Source organism: Streptomyces sp. NBC_00654 (genome assembly GCF_026341775.1).
Classification (GTDB): Bacteria; Actinomycetota; Actinomycetes; order Streptomycetales; family Streptomycetaceae; genus Streptomyces.
Genome location: NZ_JAPEOB010000002.1, coordinates 1689145 through 1704478 on the forward strand (window position 1 = coordinate 1689145; position 15334 = coordinate 1704478).

At 73.8% G+C, this 15334-nt stretch carries 15 protein-coding genes; 4 read left to right on the forward strand and 11 right to left on the reverse strand.

Features of this window, described 5'->3' with window-relative positions:
• Window positions 1-190: 190 nt before the first annotated feature.
• Both OHA98_RS27730 and OHA98_RS27735 read left to right on the forward strand, forming a co-directional pair.
• Window positions 191-970 carry a hypothetical protein gene (locus OHA98_RS27730; protein ID WP_266929459.1) on the forward strand — a complete coding sequence of 260 codons (780 nt, stop codon included), beginning with the start codon at window positions 191-193 and terminating at the stop codon, window positions 968-970.
• 137 nt (window positions 971-1107) lie between these two features.
• Entirely contained in the window at window positions 1108-1464 is a 357-nt protein-coding gene (locus OHA98_RS27735) for a hypothetical protein (protein ID WP_266929460.1), read from the forward strand.
• Window positions 1465-1566: 102 nt separating this feature from the next.
• On the opposite strand, the gene der is transcribed toward OHA98_RS27735, so the two are convergent.
• From der to aroH, 5 genes are all read right to left on the reverse strand, one after another.
• The gene (gene der, locus OHA98_RS27740) at window positions 1567-3039 is read right to left on the reverse strand and encodes a ribosome biogenesis GTPase Der (RefSeq protein ID WP_266929461.1); all 1473 of its coding nucleotides are present in this window, start codon (window positions 3037-3039) and stop codon (window positions 1567-1569) included.
• 68 nt (window positions 3040-3107) lie between these two features.
• Window positions 3108-3764 carry a 1-acyl-sn-glycerol-3-phosphate acyltransferase gene (locus OHA98_RS27745; protein WP_266929462.1) on the reverse strand — a complete coding sequence of 219 codons (657 nt, stop codon included), beginning with the start codon at window positions 3762-3764 and terminating at the stop codon, window positions 3108-3110.
• Window positions 3761-4456 (reverse strand): (d)CMP kinase, encoded by a 696-nt coding sequence (gene cmk, locus OHA98_RS27750; RefSeq protein WP_266929463.1) that lies wholly within the window; start codon window positions 4454-4456, stop codon window positions 3761-3763. The genes OHA98_RS27745 and cmk overlap by 4 nt, the downstream gene beginning before the upstream one ends.
• Before the next feature lie 101 nt (window positions 4457-4557).
• Complete coding sequence (locus OHA98_RS27755) at window positions 4558-5643, reverse strand: prephenate dehydrogenase (protein WP_266929464.1); 1086 nt, start codon at window positions 5641-5643, stop codon at window positions 4558-4560.
• Window positions 5640-6002 carry a chorismate mutase gene (gene aroH / locus OHA98_RS27760; protein WP_266929465.1) on the reverse strand — a complete coding sequence of 121 codons (363 nt, stop codon included), beginning with the start codon at window positions 6000-6002 and terminating at the stop codon, window positions 5640-5642. Before aroH ends, OHA98_RS27755 begins: the two co-directional genes overlap by 4 nt.
• A 281-nt stretch (window positions 6003-6283) precedes the next feature.
• Here aroH and OHA98_RS27765 point away from each other — a divergent pair, with 281 nt between their 5' ends.
• Window positions 6284-6721, forward strand: a complete 438-nt coding sequence (locus OHA98_RS27765) for a Rieske (2Fe-2S) protein (protein WP_266929466.1) — start codon at window positions 6284-6286, stop codon at window positions 6719-6721.
• A gap of 60 nt (window positions 6722-6781) precedes the next feature.
• On the opposite strand, the gene OHA98_RS27770 is transcribed toward OHA98_RS27765, so the two are convergent.
• Complete coding sequence (locus OHA98_RS27770; RefSeq protein WP_266929467.1) at window positions 6782-10078, reverse strand: hypothetical protein; 3297 nt, start codon at window positions 10076-10078, stop codon at window positions 6782-6784.
• A 121-nt stretch (window positions 10079-10199) separates the two neighbouring features.
• On the opposite strand from OHA98_RS27770, the gene OHA98_RS27775 reads away from it, so the two are divergent.
• Entirely contained in the window at window positions 10200-10898 is a 699-nt protein-coding gene (locus OHA98_RS27775) for a nucleotidyltransferase domain-containing protein (RefSeq protein ID WP_266929468.1), read from the forward strand.
• Window positions 10899-10931: 33 nt separating this feature from the next.
• Here the strand turns inward: OHA98_RS27775 and OHA98_RS27780 are convergent, their stop codons facing one another.
• From OHA98_RS27780 to pnuC, 5 genes are read right to left on the reverse strand one after another with little or no spacing between them, the layout of a single operon-like run.
• On the reverse strand, window positions 10932-11711 hold the full coding sequence (locus OHA98_RS27780; RefSeq protein WP_266929469.1) for a nucleotidyltransferase domain-containing protein: 780 nt from the start codon (window positions 11709-11711) through the stop codon (window positions 10932-10934).
• Window positions 11712-11714: 3 nt separating this feature from the next.
• Entirely contained in the window at window positions 11715-12737 is a 1023-nt protein-coding gene (locus OHA98_RS27785; protein ID WP_266929470.1) for an ADP-ribosylglycohydrolase family protein, read from the reverse strand.
• Entirely contained in the window at window positions 12734-13516 is a 783-nt protein-coding gene (locus tag OHA98_RS27790; protein ID WP_266930947.1) for an NUDIX domain-containing protein, read from the reverse strand. Before OHA98_RS27790 ends, OHA98_RS27785 begins: the two co-directional genes overlap by 4 nt.
• A gap of 5 nt (window positions 13517-13521) precedes the next feature.
• Window positions 13522-14601: an AAA family ATPase gene (locus tag OHA98_RS27795; protein ID WP_266929471.1), complete on the reverse strand. Its 1080-nt coding sequence runs from the start codon at window positions 14599-14601 to the stop codon at window positions 13522-13524.
• Window positions 14598-15254, reverse strand: a complete 657-nt coding sequence (gene pnuC / locus OHA98_RS27800; RefSeq protein WP_266929472.1) for a nicotinamide riboside transporter PnuC — start codon at window positions 15252-15254, stop codon at window positions 14598-14600. The genes OHA98_RS27795 and pnuC overlap by 4 nt, the downstream gene beginning before the upstream one ends.
• Between the last annotated feature and the right edge of the window lie 80 nt (window positions 15255-15334).

Sequence of the window (15334 nt, forward strand, 5' to 3'; positions counted from 1 at the left end):
GGAATGATCCGGTCCGGATCGCCGCCCGCCCGGCCGCCGACGGACCGCTCCGGCAGGCCGGCGTGCCGGTGCGGCGCCCGGTCTCCCGTATCCGCGCGCCCTGGCGCGTGACCCCGGCCGCGGATCCCGCGTTGTCTCTTTCATGAGCCGGGAACCGCCCGGCTCACGCACCGAGTCCGAGGAGCCCCCCGTGCCGCGCATGCTCGACGTCAGCGAGGACGTACGCGCCGAGATCGGCGACGCCGAAGCCGACCGGCTGCTCGTCGGCGACAACGCCCCAGGCAGTTACGACTGCACCTCCTGCCGCACCCCCGGCGACTCCGACCAGGAACGCACCAGCACGGTGCTGTTCATCGGCGACGAGACCGCCGTGCTCGCGTTCGCCCACGCGACCTGCATTCCTTCGCAGGTCGTCCAGGTCGCGGAGGACCAGCTCCAGGGAGCGGTGCGAAGCATCACCGGCAGCGAACCACAGAACCCGGAGGGTCTCATGCCCGAACAGGCCGTCCTCGGCATCACCAGCGGCCTCGTCCTGATCGAGGACGATCTCCGCCCCGCCCTGGTCGTGGAACCGACCGGCCCGGTCGCCCGGCCGGGCACCGACGGCAGCGGGGGCGACGCCTTCCTCCAGCTGCTGCTGGAGCAGGGCTTCCGCTCGGCCCCCGACATGAACCGGCTGCCGGACATCCTGCCCGGCTGGTCGGTCCTGCTCGCCATGGGCCAGCTGCACGCCGTGCTGCAGCCGGGCTCCGGCGGCGCCCCGGTCGCCTGGTGGCAGGCCCATCAGCCGCTCCAGGTCACCGAGGGGTGGCGGGCCGCGGTCAACAAGTCGCAGACCGTCCTCGTCTTCGCCGCGCCGGCGGGTTCGATCGGCCAGCAGCCGCGTGAGGACCTGCTCCGCGACGCCCTGGAGAAGGCCGCGGTCAATGGCCTCCTGGTGGCCGCGGCCATGCCGCTGGCCGGGACCTGATCATGTCCGTCCCTCCCGGGCACCCCCGCCGAACAGCGTTTTCTCCGCCGGGACCGCATCCGACGGGCGGTGAGGTCGTTGGCACCTACGTGCACTCATACGACTCCTCCCGCCAGCACCAGCGTCAGATCCCTGCCATGCGCCCCGCGCAGGATCCATCGGAGGGCAAGTCCCCCACCCCGATCTACGACGCGCTGTACTCCGAGTACCGGCGCTCGTTCCGGGCGCTGCCGGGCGATCGGAGCGGTGAGGAGAATCTCGGCTTCGCCGCCTTCGGCGCCGGGCTCTTCGGCAGCCGTTCCCCCCTGGGCGGCCGTTCCGCCGCGAGCGGGCACAGCAGCCACAGTGCTCAGAGCGGGCAGAGCGGCGGCGGCCAGAGCGGGCACGCCAGCACGCCCGGCGGGAGCCTCGGCTCCTGGCAGCGGGTCGGACGGCACGCCGGACGGGCTCAGCCTGCGGCGCTGCCACCGGGGTCGGGGTCCCGGGAGTACTGAACCGGCGTACCGCGTACGACGGACGAAGCCCCGGACCGCTCGCTCGGGCGAGCGGTCCGGGGCTTCTCCCTGCCCGTGGCGGCCCGCTGCCGCCGTGGCCGGCTACTTGTTGCGGCCACGCTTCTCGCGGACCCGGACCGAGATGTGGATCGGGGTGCCCTCGAAGCCGAACTCCTCGCGCAGCCGGCGCTCGACGAAGCGGCGGTAGCCGTGCTCCAGGAAGCCGGAGGCGAACAGGACGAAGCGCGGCGGCTTGGTGCCCGCCTGCGTACCGAACAGGATCCGGGGCTGCTTGCCGCCGCGGACCGGGTGCGGGTGGGAGGCGACGATCTCGCCGAGGAAGGCGTTCAGCCTGCCGGTGGGAACACGGGTCTCCCAGCCCTCGATCGCGGTCTCGATCGCCGGGACGAGCTTCTCCATGTGGCGGCCCGTGACGGCCGAGACATTGACCCTCGGGGCCCAGGCGACCTGCGCCAGCTCCGTCTCGATCTCGCGCTCCAGGTAGTACCGGCGCTCCTCGTCGAGGGTGTCCCACTTGTTGAACGCGACGACCAGGGCGCGCCCGGCATCCACCGCCATGGTGATGATGCGCTGGTCCTGGACGCTGATGGACTCGCTGGAGTCGATCAGGACGACGGCGACCTCGGCCTTCTCGACGGCGGCGGCGGTACGCAGGGAGGCGTAGTAGTCCGCGCCTTCCTGGAGGTGCACGCGGCGACGGATACCGGCGGTGTCGATGAACTTCCAGGTGATGCCGCCGAGCTGGATCAGCTCGTCGACCGGGTCGCGGGTGGTGCCCGCCAGTTCGTTGACGACGACGCGGTCCTCGCCCGCCACCTTGTTCAGGAGGGAGGACTTGCCGACGTTCGGGCGGCCGATCAGGGCGATCCGGCGGGGACCGCCGAGGGTGCCGTCGCCGAAGCGCTGGGCCGGGGCCTCGGGCAGGGCTTCGAGGACGGCGTCCAGCATGTCGCCGGTGCCGCGGCCGTGCAGGGAGGAGACCGGGTAGGGCTCGCCGAGGCCCAGCGACCACAGGGCGGTGGCGTCCGCCTCGCCGCTCTGGCCGTCGACCTTGTTGGCGCAGAGCACGACGGGCTTGCCGGCCCGGCGGAGCAGCTTGACCACGGCCTCGTCGGTGTCGGTCGCGCCGACGGTCGAGTCGACGACGAAGACGACCGCGTCGGCCGTCTCGATGGCGTACTCGGCCTGGGCGGCGACGGAGGCGTCGAGGCCCAGCACGTCCTGCTCCCAGCCGCCGGTGTCGACGACCTTGAAGCGGCGTCCGGCCCATTCGGCCTCGTAGCTGACGCGGTCGCGGGTGACGCCGGGCTTGTCCTGGACCACGGCCTCACGGCGGCCGATGATCCGGTTCACCAGGGTCGACTTGCCGACATTGGGGCGGCCGACGACGGCGAGCACGGGAAGCGGGCCGTGACCGGCCTCACCGAGGGCGCCCTCGACCTCTTCGAGGTCGAAGCCCTCCTGCGCGGCGAGCTCCATGAACTCCGCGAACTCGGCATCGCCAAGTGCTCCGTGCTCGTGGTCCGAGCCGTCGGAGTGAATCTGGTCGTTCATGAAGTCCGTTCCTCTTTGCATCATCATCGATGGACCGCGGTCAGCGCGGTCCACTACTCAAGTCTCGCCTAACGCCCGGTGAGGCGCCTGGCACTTTCCAGGTGGGCGGTCAGCTTCCCCTGGATCCGCAGGGTCGCCTCGTCCAGCGCCCTGCGCGTCCGCCGCCCGCTGCCGTCGCTCGCGTCGAAGGCGTCGCCGAAGACGACATCGACCCGGCTGCGCAGCGGCGGCAGCCCCCGTATCAACCGTCCGCGGCGCTCCGTGCTTCCCAGGACGGCCACCGGGACGATGGGAGCCCCGCCGCGTACCGCGAAGTACGCGAGTCCGGCACGCAGCGAGGCGAAGTCTCCTTCGCCCCGGGTGCCCTCGGGGAAGATCCCCAGGGCCCCGCCGTCCTCCAGCACGCCCAGGGCGTGGGTGATGGCGGTACGGTCGACGGTCGTACGGTCCACCTTCAGCTGACCGATTCCGCGCAGGAACGGGTCGAGGGGCCCGACGAACGCCTCTTTCTTGATCAGGAAGTGCACCGGCCGGGGCGCGGTGCCCATCAGCATCGGTCCGTCGATGTTGTGGGAGTGGTTCACCGCGAGTATGACGGGTCCGGCGGCGGGCACCCGCCACGCGCCGAGGACCCGGGGCTTGAAGAGCCCGTACATCAGGCCGATCCCGATGCCCCGCCCGACGGCCGCTCCGCGCAGCGTGGGCGCCCCCGTGGCGTCGGTCACCCCTCGACCCGCTTCTCCCCGACGAGGGTGACGACGCACTCGATGACCTGCTGAAGGGTCAGCTCGGTGGTGTCCACCTCGACGGCGTCGTCCGCCTTGGCCAGCGGCGAGGTCTTGCGGCCGGAGTCGGCGGCGTCCCGCTTGATCAGCGCCTCCTTGGTGGCGGCGAGATCGGAACCCTTGACCTCGCCGCTGCGGCGGGCGGCGCGCGCCTCCGGCGAGGCGGTCAGGAAGATCTTGAGGTCGGCGTCCGGGAGCACCGTGGTGCCGATGTCACGGCCCTCGACCACGATGCCGTGCTCGGCGGCCGCGGCGATGGAGCGCTGGAGCTCGGTGATCCGGGTGCGCACCTCGGGGACCGCGCTGACGGCGCTGACCTTGGAGGTGACCTCCTGGGTGCGGATGGGGCCCGAGGCGTCCTCGCCGTCGACGGTGATCGTCGGTGCGGCCGGGTCCGTCCCGGAGACGATGACCGGTTTGGCTGCGGCGGTCGCCACCTCCGCCGCGTCCCGCACGTCGATACCGTTGTTCAGCATCCACCACGTGATCGCCCGGTACTGGGCGCCGGTGTCCAGGTAGCTCAGGCCGAGCTGGGCGGCGACGGCCTTGGACGTGCTCGACTTGCCGGTGCCGGAGGGCCCGTCAATGGCGACGATCACTGAGGCGCTTACGGTTTCCACGGTGGTGGACACCTTCCTGGTACACGGGTGAGGGCGAACGGGCCGCACGGAGGGCCACGCACCAGGTTACCGAGTGCCGGGCGGAGCCTCGTACCCCGTGCGGCCGGGGCCGCTCACGGGCGCAGGGACCAGCCCCGCTCCTGGAGCGACGCCGCGAGCACCGCCGCCGCGTTCGGTTCGACCATCAGCTGGACCAGGCCCGCCTGCTGGCCGGTGGCGTGCTCGATACGGACGTCCTCGACGTTGACCCCGGCGCGTTCCGCGTCGGCGAAGATCCGGGCCAGCTCGCCCGGCCGGTCGCCGATGAGTACGGCCACGGTCTCGTACGACGCGGGAGCCGCGCCGTGCTTGCCGGGCACCCGGACCCGGCCCGCGTTGCCGCGGCGCAGGACGTCCTCGATGCCGTCGGTGCCCGCGCGGCGTTCGTCCTCGTCGGCGGACTGGAGGCCGCGCAGCGCCCGTACCGTCTCCTCCAGGTCGGCGGCGAGACCGGTCAGCACATCGGCGACCGGGCCGGGGTTGGCGGAGAGGATCTCCACCCACATCCGGGGGTCGGAGGCGGCGATGCGGGTGACGTCCCTGATGCCCTGGCCGCACAGGCGTACGGCGCTCTCGTCGGCCTCCTCCAGCCGGGCGGCCACCATGGAGGAGATCAGCTGCGGGGTGTGGGAGACGAGGGCGACGGCGCGGTCGTGGGCGTCGGCGTCCATGACGACCGGGACGGCGCGGCAGAGCGCGACCAGTTCCAGGGCGAGGTTGAGGACCTCGGTGTCGGTGTCCCGGGTCGGGGTGAGGACCCAGGGGCGGCCCTCGAAGAGGTCGGCGGTGGCGGCGAGGGGGCCCGAGCGCTCCTTGCCGGACATCGGATGCGTACCGATGTAGGGCGTGAGGTCGATGCCGAGGGCTTCCAGCTCGCGGCGCGGGCCGCCCTTGACGCTGGCGACGTCCAGGTAGCCGCGGGCCACCCCCTCGCGCATGGCGGTGGCCAGCACGGACGCCGTGTGGGCGGGCGGTACGGCGACGACGGCGAGGTCGACGCGGCCCTCGGGCGCCTCGTCCGAACCGGCGCCGAGTGCCGCGGCCGTGCGGGCCGACTCGGGGTCGTGGTCGACGAGGTGGACATGGATGCCGCGGCCGGCGAGGGCGAGGGCGGCGGAGGTGCCGACCAGTCCCGTGCCGATGACGAGGGCGGTTCTCACTGGGCGATGTCCTTGCGCAGGGTGGCGGTGGCACCGAGGTAGACGTGCTGGATCCCGGCCCGGGAGAGCGGGGTCTCCACATGGGCGAGTATCCGCACGACACGGGGCATGGCCCCGTCGATGTCCAGCTCCTGGGCGCAGATCAGCGGGACGTCGACGATGCCCAGGCTTCTGGCCGCGGCAGCCGGGAAGTCGCTGTGCAGGTCCGGGGTGGCGGTGAACCAGATGCTGATCAGGTCGTCGGCGTCCAGGTTGTTGCGCTCCAGGACGGCGGTGAGCAGGGCACCGACCTGCTCGCCCATGTGTCCGGCCTCGTCCTGCTCCAGCTGGACGGCTCCGCGGACCGCTCGTACCGCCACGTCGTACTCCTCGCCTCTTCGTGTTCAGCGTCTTCGTGTTCCGGCGTCTTCACGCACGGTGTGATTCAGCCTAGAGGTGCGGCGGGGCCCCGGGACACCGTGCTCTGTCCGTGAGACGGGCGGTGGCGCGGACGGCGTGAGGCATCCGCCGGACGGGTGTCGTGGCGCACGGCACCGCCGGGTCGCTTCGCGTGCCCGGTACGCGGCGCCACGATGGCCCTCCCCGGCCGGCCGACGACTCACGGCCGCCGAACCGGCGCATGGACGGATGGCGGAGAGCGATGGACGCAGCACGGCGAAGGACGGTCCTGACCGCGGGCGCGGCGGGCGCCGCCGCACTGGCGGCCGGCTGCGGGTCGTCGGGCGGTGACGGCGGCGGCGAGAGCCCCGCACCGACGGCCCCGGACCGTACGGGCACCTCGCCCGGAGCCGGTGAGGCGCTCGCCAGGACCTCCGACATCCCGGTCGGCGGCGGCACGGTCCTCAAGGACCGGAAGATCGTGGTGACCCAGCCCGTGGCCGGCGACTTCAAGGCGTTCTCGGCCATCTGCACCCATGCGGGCTGCACGGTCTCGTCCGTCAGTGACGGCACCATCAACTGCCCCTGCCACGGGAGCAGGTATGCCATCACCGACGCCGCGGTGGAAGCCGGTCCCGCGCCGCGCCCGCTGCCCGCCGAGAGGATCACCGTCTCCGGCGGGATCATCCGGACGGCCTGACCGTCCCGCCCGTGCCTCTCCCCGCCGGTACGGCCGTCGCGGCGGGGAGAGGCACACCTGTCAGGCGGCCGGGCGCCCGAGGTCCGCCAGCAGCGCGGCCTCCGCGACCTCCGGATGCCCGCTCGCGCGCAGCGCGTCCAGCCGGTCCGTCCACGGCCGCGCCCAGGAGGCGGCCGCGCCCGCCCGGACGACCAGCTGCACGGCGGCGAGCCCGGCCGTGACCGAGCCGTGCCGGCTCAGTGTCTCCACCACCGCCGCGATGGTCTCCACGGGCTGGGTGTTCCTCGGCATCCGCCGGTGGCTGAGCACCGGGTCGAGACAGCCGGGCCGCTCCCCCGCCAGGCCGAGCCAGCGCTCCCAGCGCTCCGGGGAGGCGTCCGAGGACGCCAGGGCCGTCAGTGCCGCCAGCAGGGCCGCCCGGGACGCGGAGTGTGTCAGTCCGGCCTGCTCCAGCGCGTCGGCGACCGCGTCCAGCGCACCGGCCGGGCGGTCGCCGTACGGGGTGTTCTGCCCGTCCAGGACCCACAGCGCGCCGCGCCGCACGTCGGGGGCGGTGCCCCGGGCCTGCGCCACCAGGATGCCGAGCACGGTGACCAGTTCCCGGTGGCGCGGCCCGGGATCGGCCCCTTCGCACAGCAGGTCCGCCGCGACGCCCCGGACCTCGCGCGGGCGCTCCGGGTCGGTGGCCACGCCGGCGATCGTCGCGCGCACCGCCCGGTCGGCGCGGGCCGGCCCCTTCAGCGCACGGGCTGCCGGAAGGGCGGTGTCCCGCTCGGCGGTGGCCGCCGTGCGGGCCAGGAACCGGTACAGGGCACCGGCGGCCGGGGCCCGGCCGGGGCTGGCCGCGAGGACCCGTTCGCGTACCGCCCGATGGTGCAGCCGCGCGGCGAGCCGCTCCGCGACACCCGGATCGTCCATCCGCTCCGTCAGCGGGCCGGCCATCGCGGCGTGGACGTCACGGTGCTGCTCCGGTGCGTCCCAGCCCGCGAGCACGGCGGCGAACGCGGCCGGGGAGGCCAGCGCGGACAGCCCCCGGACGGCCGCCTTCCGGCTGCCGACGGACCGGCCGGTGTCCAGCACCATCCGGGCGAACCGGGCCGTGGCCTCCCCGTCGGGCACCGTGTCGAGCAGCAGCGAGGCCCCGGCCATCGCCGCCCGGCCCCGTACCCCGCCGCTTCCGGCGCGGTCGAGCAGGAAGTCCAGCGTCTCCGGGTGTGCGGCGGCCCCGCCCCGCTCGGCGGCCCGTGCCCCCAGCGCCGTGCAGGCGGCCGCCGCGACGGGCTGCGGCGCCCCGGCTGCCAGTGCGTGCAGGGCCTCGGTGTCGCCCAGCAGGGCCGCCGCGTCGGCCCGTTCCCGCAGGGGTACGCCGTCGTCGGCCGCCACCCGGGCCAGCCGGGCGTCCAGCAGGGCGCGCTGGTGCGGCAGCCACCGTCCGAGCCCGGTGCGCGTCTGCCGGGGTGCCCAGCGCGGTGGCAGTCCCGGTCCGACGACGGTGTCGAGGAGATCGGTGCGGCGCCGGGCCAGGGTCTGCCAGACCTCCGGCACGGCCGCGAAGGACACGTCGGCGGCGAGCAGTTCGGCGCACCGCCGCTCGCGGGTGGCCGGGTCGGCGAGCCACAGCGCGGCCGCCCGCCGTCCCCGTTCGCCGCGGGGATCGTCCAGGGCCGCGCGCCCCACCGCCGCGTCGAGTCCGGGGAGCCGTGCGAGGTGCCGTGCGAACAGGCCCGCGTACAGCGGCAGCCGGCCGGGGGCCGGCCCGCCGCAGTGCTCCTGGACCGCGAGCACCCCGTCGCCCGCCATGTCCAGCGGGCGCACCTCCCCGCTCCCGCGCGGATCGGCCAGTACCTCGACGAGCAGCCCGATGACGGCCGCCGCCCGCCCGGGGTCACCGGCGCGTACGGCGGACAGGGCGGTGCGCCGCAGCCACTGTCCGGCGGTCCGGAGCGTCGCCGCCGTCGAGTCGCGGGACTGCACAGTGGTCATCGCGGCGTCGCGCAGGGCTGCGAAGGGTGCCGCGTCCAGCAGCGGGCCGGGGGCCTCGCCCGCCGCGAGAAGGGTGCTGCGGCGGACCTCCTCCTGGTCGTGCCAGGCCCGCTCGCAGGAGAGGAGGACGCGTGCGTACGCCTCCGGATCCTCGGAATCGTTGACACAGCGCAGCAGGGCGGCCCAGGCCATGGCCCGCTCCGTCGGGCGGTGGGCGGCGCTCAGCTCCCGCAGGATCGGTTCCGCCTCGGGCAGCGGCAGCAGGGAGGCGAACCGGGTGCGCGGGAAGGTGCGGCGTCCGGTCCGCCCCGTCAGCAGGCGGCCGACGAGCGCCGTCCGGTCCTCGGGGGCCAGGGCGGAGACGGGGCCGATGTGGCCGGTCCAGTTGCCCTCGGCCATCCGTTCCTCGACCTTGCGGCGGCGTACGTCCGGTGGCAGCAGGGCGAGCAGGGGCTCCTGCGAGGTCCACCGTTCGAACGGGCCGCCGGTCCGGTGCTCCACCCGCAGGACGTCCGCGAGCAGGGCAGCGTCGTCCGGGCCGCACGCGACCAGCGCACGGCGCGTCCGCCGGGACAGGCCATCGGGGGCGAGCGGGATCCGTTCGGTTCCGGTGCGCCGCAGGGAGGCCGCCACGGCGGCGGGTTCCCTGAGCAGCACCGCCGCGGCCGGACCGGTGACCAGGTGCGGGGCGCGCTCCAGGAGCAGCGCTCCGGCGGCCGGATCGCGTGCGGTGAGGCGGCCGACCAGGTACCGGCTCCGGTCGCGGAGCCGGTCCGCCTCCCAGCGGTCCGGGCCGCCGGCCGGGGCGCTGTCGGCGAGGTGGGCGGCGAGCGCGAGGGGCGCGGTGCGGGCCAGCGCGTGCAGGACCGGCCGCGGCACCCCGGACAGCCGGGGCAGCCACCGGGCGACGGCCCCGGAGGTGCAGGCGGGCAGCAGCCGGGCGGTGTCGTCGTCGCCGTGGGCCGCGTGGACCCGGGTCAGCAACAGGTCGGCGAGCGCGCGCCGGCGGGACAGCCTCAGCACGCGGTACGTGTCGTGGCGTACGGCTCTCAGGGGGCTCAGGGCGAGGGATTCCAGGGCCTGTCCGGGCACCGGCAGCCGGATCGCGGCGGCCAGTGCGCGCGGGCGCAGCACCGGGTCGGCGAGGGCGTGGGCGACGGCTTCGAGATCGCGGCGGACGACGGCCAGGAACAGCGCCAGCCGGCGGTCGTCCGGGTCCGCGGTGTCCAGGGCCGCGCGGGCGGCGCGATAGCCGGCGTCGTCCAGGGAGCGGGTGTGTACGGCGATGGCCCGCATACGGGCCGGGTACGGAAGGTGGTCGAACCGGGCGTACAGAACGGCGGCTTCTTCTCTGCGGGACGTGGGTGGGTTCACAGCGCTCACCGGGTGGGGGCGGGCCGGACCTCTCGGATCATCGTCATGGTGGCACCGGGCACCGTCGGCGCGCAATGATTTTCGGGCGCGGAACGGCCGTCCCTGACGTACTGTCGCGCAGATGACCAGCGCCGAAGCCGAGAACCTCGTACGCGACCACACGATCTACTCGTGCGTGATGGGATCGCGCGCGTTCGGACTCGCCACGGACGGGAGCGACACGGACCGGCGCGGGATCTTCCTCGCCCCCACCCCGCTGTTCTGGTGCTTCGAGAAGCCGCCGACGCATGTCGACGGTCCGGCCGACGAGCAGTTCTCCTGGGAGCTGGAACGCTTCTGCGAGCTGGCGCTGCGGGCCAACCCGAATGTGCTGGAGTGCCTGCACTCCCCGCTGGTGGAGCGGATCGACGACACGGGCCGCGAACTGCTCGCACTGCGCGGGGCGTTCCTGTCCCGGGTCGCCCACCGGACGTTCGTCCGCTACGCCCGGGGCCAGCGCGGGAAGCTGGACGCGGACGTCAGACAGTACGGCGCGCCGCGCTGGAAGCACGCGATGCATCTGCTGCGGCTGCTGGCGAGCTGCCGGGACCTGCTCCGTACGGGAGAGCTGACGATCGAGGTCGGTGACGCCCGCGAGGAACTGCTGGCAGTGAAGCGCGGGGAGGTCCCGTGGGCGGAGGTGGAACGCCGGATGAACCGGCTGGCCGACGAGAGCGACGAGGCTGCCGCCCGCTCCCCGCTGCCGGCCGGGCCGGACCGGGCCCGGGTGGAGGACTTCCTCGTCCGGGCCCGGCGGGCGTCGGCGGGAAGGGCCGCCTGAGGGACCCGGCCCGGCCCGCGGGCCGGAACGGGGTCAGTCCCCCAGCCGGGCGCGCACGACCAGTTCGTTCAGCGCGTCGAACTCCGTCACCGCGTCCGCCAGCAGCGACCTGGTCCGCGCCTCGTCCAGGACCCGGTGCAGCCCTTCGACGTCCCGCTCCACCGCCGCCGTGTCCAGCTCCTCCGCCGCCCCGTGCTCGGCCTCGGCCTTCGCCGCGATCAGGCCGGGCAGATACGCCGGGGCGGCCACCTGACCGAGCAGCGTCGGCAGATGGGCCAGTACCCGGCCGCTGCGCATCAGATGGATGCCGGTGAGCAGCGCGCGGAAGGTGTAGAGCAGCGGTTTCAGCTCACCGGTCTTCTCGAAGAGCCGCCACTGGGTACCGGCGAACCCCCGGTAGTGGTGCGCGTGGTTGCGGGTCAGCACGCCCGGGACCAGGGCGCACAGCTCCGCGTGGAGCGGGCTCGTGTGCACGACGAGCGGGGACAGCAGCTGTTCCAGCACATATCCGTTGGGCCGCAGCATGAGGCGGGCGAACTTGCGGAGGTCGTGCGTGACGAGATCCATCTCGACCCCGTCGCGGTCCCACATCCGGGTGCGTGTCTCCTCCGGTTCCCGCAGCCCGACCAGGTCGTGCGGGGGCAGGATGTGGACCCCCCGAAGGTCCACATCCGAGTCCTTGGAGGGGAATCCGTACAGATGGGCCCCGGAGACCGTGGCGAAGAGCAGGGGTGCCGGCTCGTCGGCGAGGACCGGGCCGAGGTCGGTGACCGGCAGCCCGGCCCGCCGGAGGAGGGTGGTCGCGGCCGTCATGGATCACGCGTCCCAGAGCGCCGCCAGCGACAACAGGTCGCTGCGGTACTCGATACGTTCGGACCATTCCTTGGGCCAGGCGCCCGCGCCCAGGTGCGCCCCGGCCAGCGCACCCGTCAGACAGGCCAGCGAGTCGGAGTCGCCCCGGGTGCAGGCCGCCCTGCGCAGGGCGGTGACGGGCTCCTCGGGGAAGAGCAGGAAGCAGTGGAGGGCGGTGGCGAGGGCCTCCTCCGCCACCCAGCCGTCGCCCGTGGCGAGGCAGGGGTCGGTCTCCGGCGACGGGGAACGCAGGGCGTCCTGGGTCCTGCCCAGCGCGGTCAGGCACTCGTCCCAGCCGCGCCGGATGTACGCCTCGGGCGAGGAGTCGCCCGCGTAGCGCCAGAGGTCTCCGAGCCACCGCTCCGGGTAGCGCCCGCTGTTCTCGTACGCGTACGAGCGCAACTGCCCCACGAGTCCCAGTGGTTCCGCGCCCTGGGCCAGCAGGAACACCGCACGCGCCATCAGGTCGGAGGCGGCCAGTGCCGTCGGGTGGCCATGGGTGAGGGCGGCCTGGAGCTGGGCGGCACCGGCGCGCTGCTCCTCGCTGAGGCCGGGTACGAGTCCGATGGGCGCGACCCGCATGTTGGCGCCGCAGCCCTTGGAGCCGGTCTGACTGGCCTCCTGCCAGATCCGGTCACCGTCGAGCAGGTGGCAGGCCTTCATGCAGGTGCGTCCCGGGGCCCGGTTGTTGTCCGGTGAGTGGTACCAGTCCACGAACTCCTCACGGACCGGGCGGAGCAGCCGCAGCGGGGTGAGCGGTCCGCGGTCCATCGCCGTGCGTATGCCGCGTCCCAGCGCGATGGTCATCTGGGTGTCGTCACTGACGACGGCGGGCTCCGGCAGCTTCATCCGCCGCCAGGGGCCGCACATGGCGAGGATGGAGGGCACGTCCTTGAACTCGGTGGGGAAGCCCAGCGCGTCGCCGAGCGCGAGCCCGGTCAGCGCACCCGTGGCCGCCTGTTTGGTGAGGGTCCTGGTCGCGTTCATCGCGTCGTCCGTCCTTCCGGTCGCAGGAGTGGAGGGTGCAGGGCGGTAGCGGCACCCGCCCGGTACAGAGCGGCCGGTTTCCCCCGTCCGCCGGTGCGGCGCGGCGGCCCTTCGACGGCCTGGACGAAGCCGGGCACGTTGAGGACCTTGCGCCGGAAGTTGGGGCGGTCGAGCTCTACGCCCCACACGGTCTCGTACACCTGCTGGAGCTCGCCGAGGGTGAACTCGGCGGGGCAGAACGCCGTGGCCAGACAGGTGTATTCGAGTTTGGCGCCGATCCGGTCGTAGGCGTCGGCGAGGATCCGCCGGTGGTCGAAGGCGAGGCCGCCGGGGCCGCCCGCCTCCCACCAGCGCGCGTGGGCCGCGTCCCCGCCGCCGCGCGGCTCGGGCAGGTCGGGCAGGAGTGCGGCGTACGCGACGGAGACGACCCGCATCCTCGGGTCGCGGTCCGGTTCGGAGTAGGTGCGCAGCTGTTCGAGGTGGAGGCTGCGGACGGTGTCCTCGCCGAGGCCGGTCTCCTCGGCGAGTTCACGGCGGGCGGCCGTCTCGGCCGACTCCCTGGGCAGGACGAAGCCGCCGGGCAGGGCCCAGTGGCCCCGGTACGGCTCCTCGCCGCGCTCGACGAGCAGGACGTGCAGGCGCCCCGCCCGGACCGTGAAGACCGCGAGGTCCACGGTGACCGCGAAGGGGGTGTAGGCGTGCGGGTCGTAGCCCTCCGGGGCGCCGGGAGCGGGTTCGCGGCGGCCCCGCGCCCGCGCCGCGGAATCATCGTTCGCGATGCTGTTCACCGCCGCTCCGGAAGGGGCGCGGCGAAGTTCCACCCGGCGGCGAGCACCGCGTCCACAGCGGCAACCGCCGTCTCCAGCCGCGTCCCGCGCGGACCGGTCACCTCGATGAACTCCCTTCCCGTACGGGTGAGTTCGGAGCGGAACCGGTCCGTCATCCAGGGCCGCAGCTCCTCGCCGTCGCGGAGCCCGTCGTCCTCGAACGCGACGCCCCCATGGTCGGTGAGCAGCCACAGATGGTGCCGGACCCGGTCCGCGATCTCCTCGACGAGCGGGTTGCGGCCACCGACGTAGCGCTCGTGCCACACGGTGGTGGCGAAGGAGTCGGTGTCGCAGAACAGCACCGGGGAGCCGGTGCGCGCGGCCGCCTCCTCCGCGGCGTTCTGGGCCTTCGCGATGAGCGGGAAGTCGTCCGTGGTGAAGGCGACGTCCTCCCACTGCGCGCCCGGCCACCGCTCGCGCAGCGCGGCCAGCTTCTGTTCGCTGTACTCGCGCCCGTACTCGGCGACGTACCCGGTCCGCGCCCAGATCCCGCCACGTGCCCGGTAGTGCTCGGCGAGCGCCCGCGCCAGGGTGGTCGTACCGGTGGACTCGGCGCCGACGACGACGATCCGGCGGGCGAGGGCGGCCTTGACGGGCGGTTCGAGGAAGTCCCAGCAGCCGGCCGGGTCCTGGCGCACGGCGGTTCCGGAGACCGGGAAGAGGGTGCGGCCGGGGTCGACGAGGACGGACGTGGCGCCGAAGCGCCGGGCCAGCTCCGCGCCGTAGGACTCCGAGGTGAAGACGGCGTCGACCGGCTCCGGGACCGCGCCGGTGAACACCGCCATGTGCGCGTCCCAGATCGCCGGGTCCGTGAGGTCCATGCGGATGTCGTCGACGGCACCCACCACCCGGACGTCCGGGTGCGCCTCGCGCATCCAGGCGACCCGGTCGGCGAGCGGGACGGATTCCACGGAGGCGGCGCAGACCAGGACCGTCAGCCGCTCGCAGCGGTCGCGGGCGGTGCGGACGAGGTGGTGGTGACCGGCGTGCGGCGGGTAGAACTTGCCGAGGACCAGGCCGTGCGCGAAGCGCTTCATACCGCGGCCACCTCCACCGGGCGGTTCCGGCCCGCGGCGAGGTCACGGCTCCAGCCGCGCAGCCCCATGACGCAGAGCGTGAGGAAGCCGACGTACAGCAGGGAGGTCAGATAGAGCTCCTTGTACGCGTACAGCGGGATGTACACCACGTCGGCGGCGATCCACAGCCACCAGGACTCGACCCGCTTGCGGCACTGTCCGTACGTCGCCATCAGCGACAGCGAGGTCGTCAGCGCGTCCCAGAAGGGCACCGTCGAGTCGGTCGCCCGGGACAGCACAAGCGTGAGCGCGAGGGTCCCCACCGCCCCCGCCGTGAGCAGCCAGGCCCATTCGGTGCGGGTCGTGGTGCGCACCGGCAGGACGGGCGTCCCCGGTCCACCCCCGTGGGTCCAGGTCCACCAGCCGTACACGGCGAGGGTGATGAAGACGAGCTGGAGGCCGGCGTCGGCGTACAGGCCGGACTGGGCGAACAGCAGGATGAAGAAGAGGTTGTTGGCCATGCCGATGGGCCAGTTGGCGATGTGCTGGCGGGCCACGAGCCAGACGCACAGCGCCCCACTGCCGAAGCCGAGCACCTCGGTCCAGCTGACCGGGGTGTCCAGGACCGTCACCAGGGGTTGCTGCAGGGGATCGAGGAAATCCGCGAGACTCACGCCCGCCTCCTTAATAGTCACTCTGACTATAAAGGCGGAAGGCCGGCAGCGAAAGGCCCGCGGCCCGGTTCCTGTCGAAT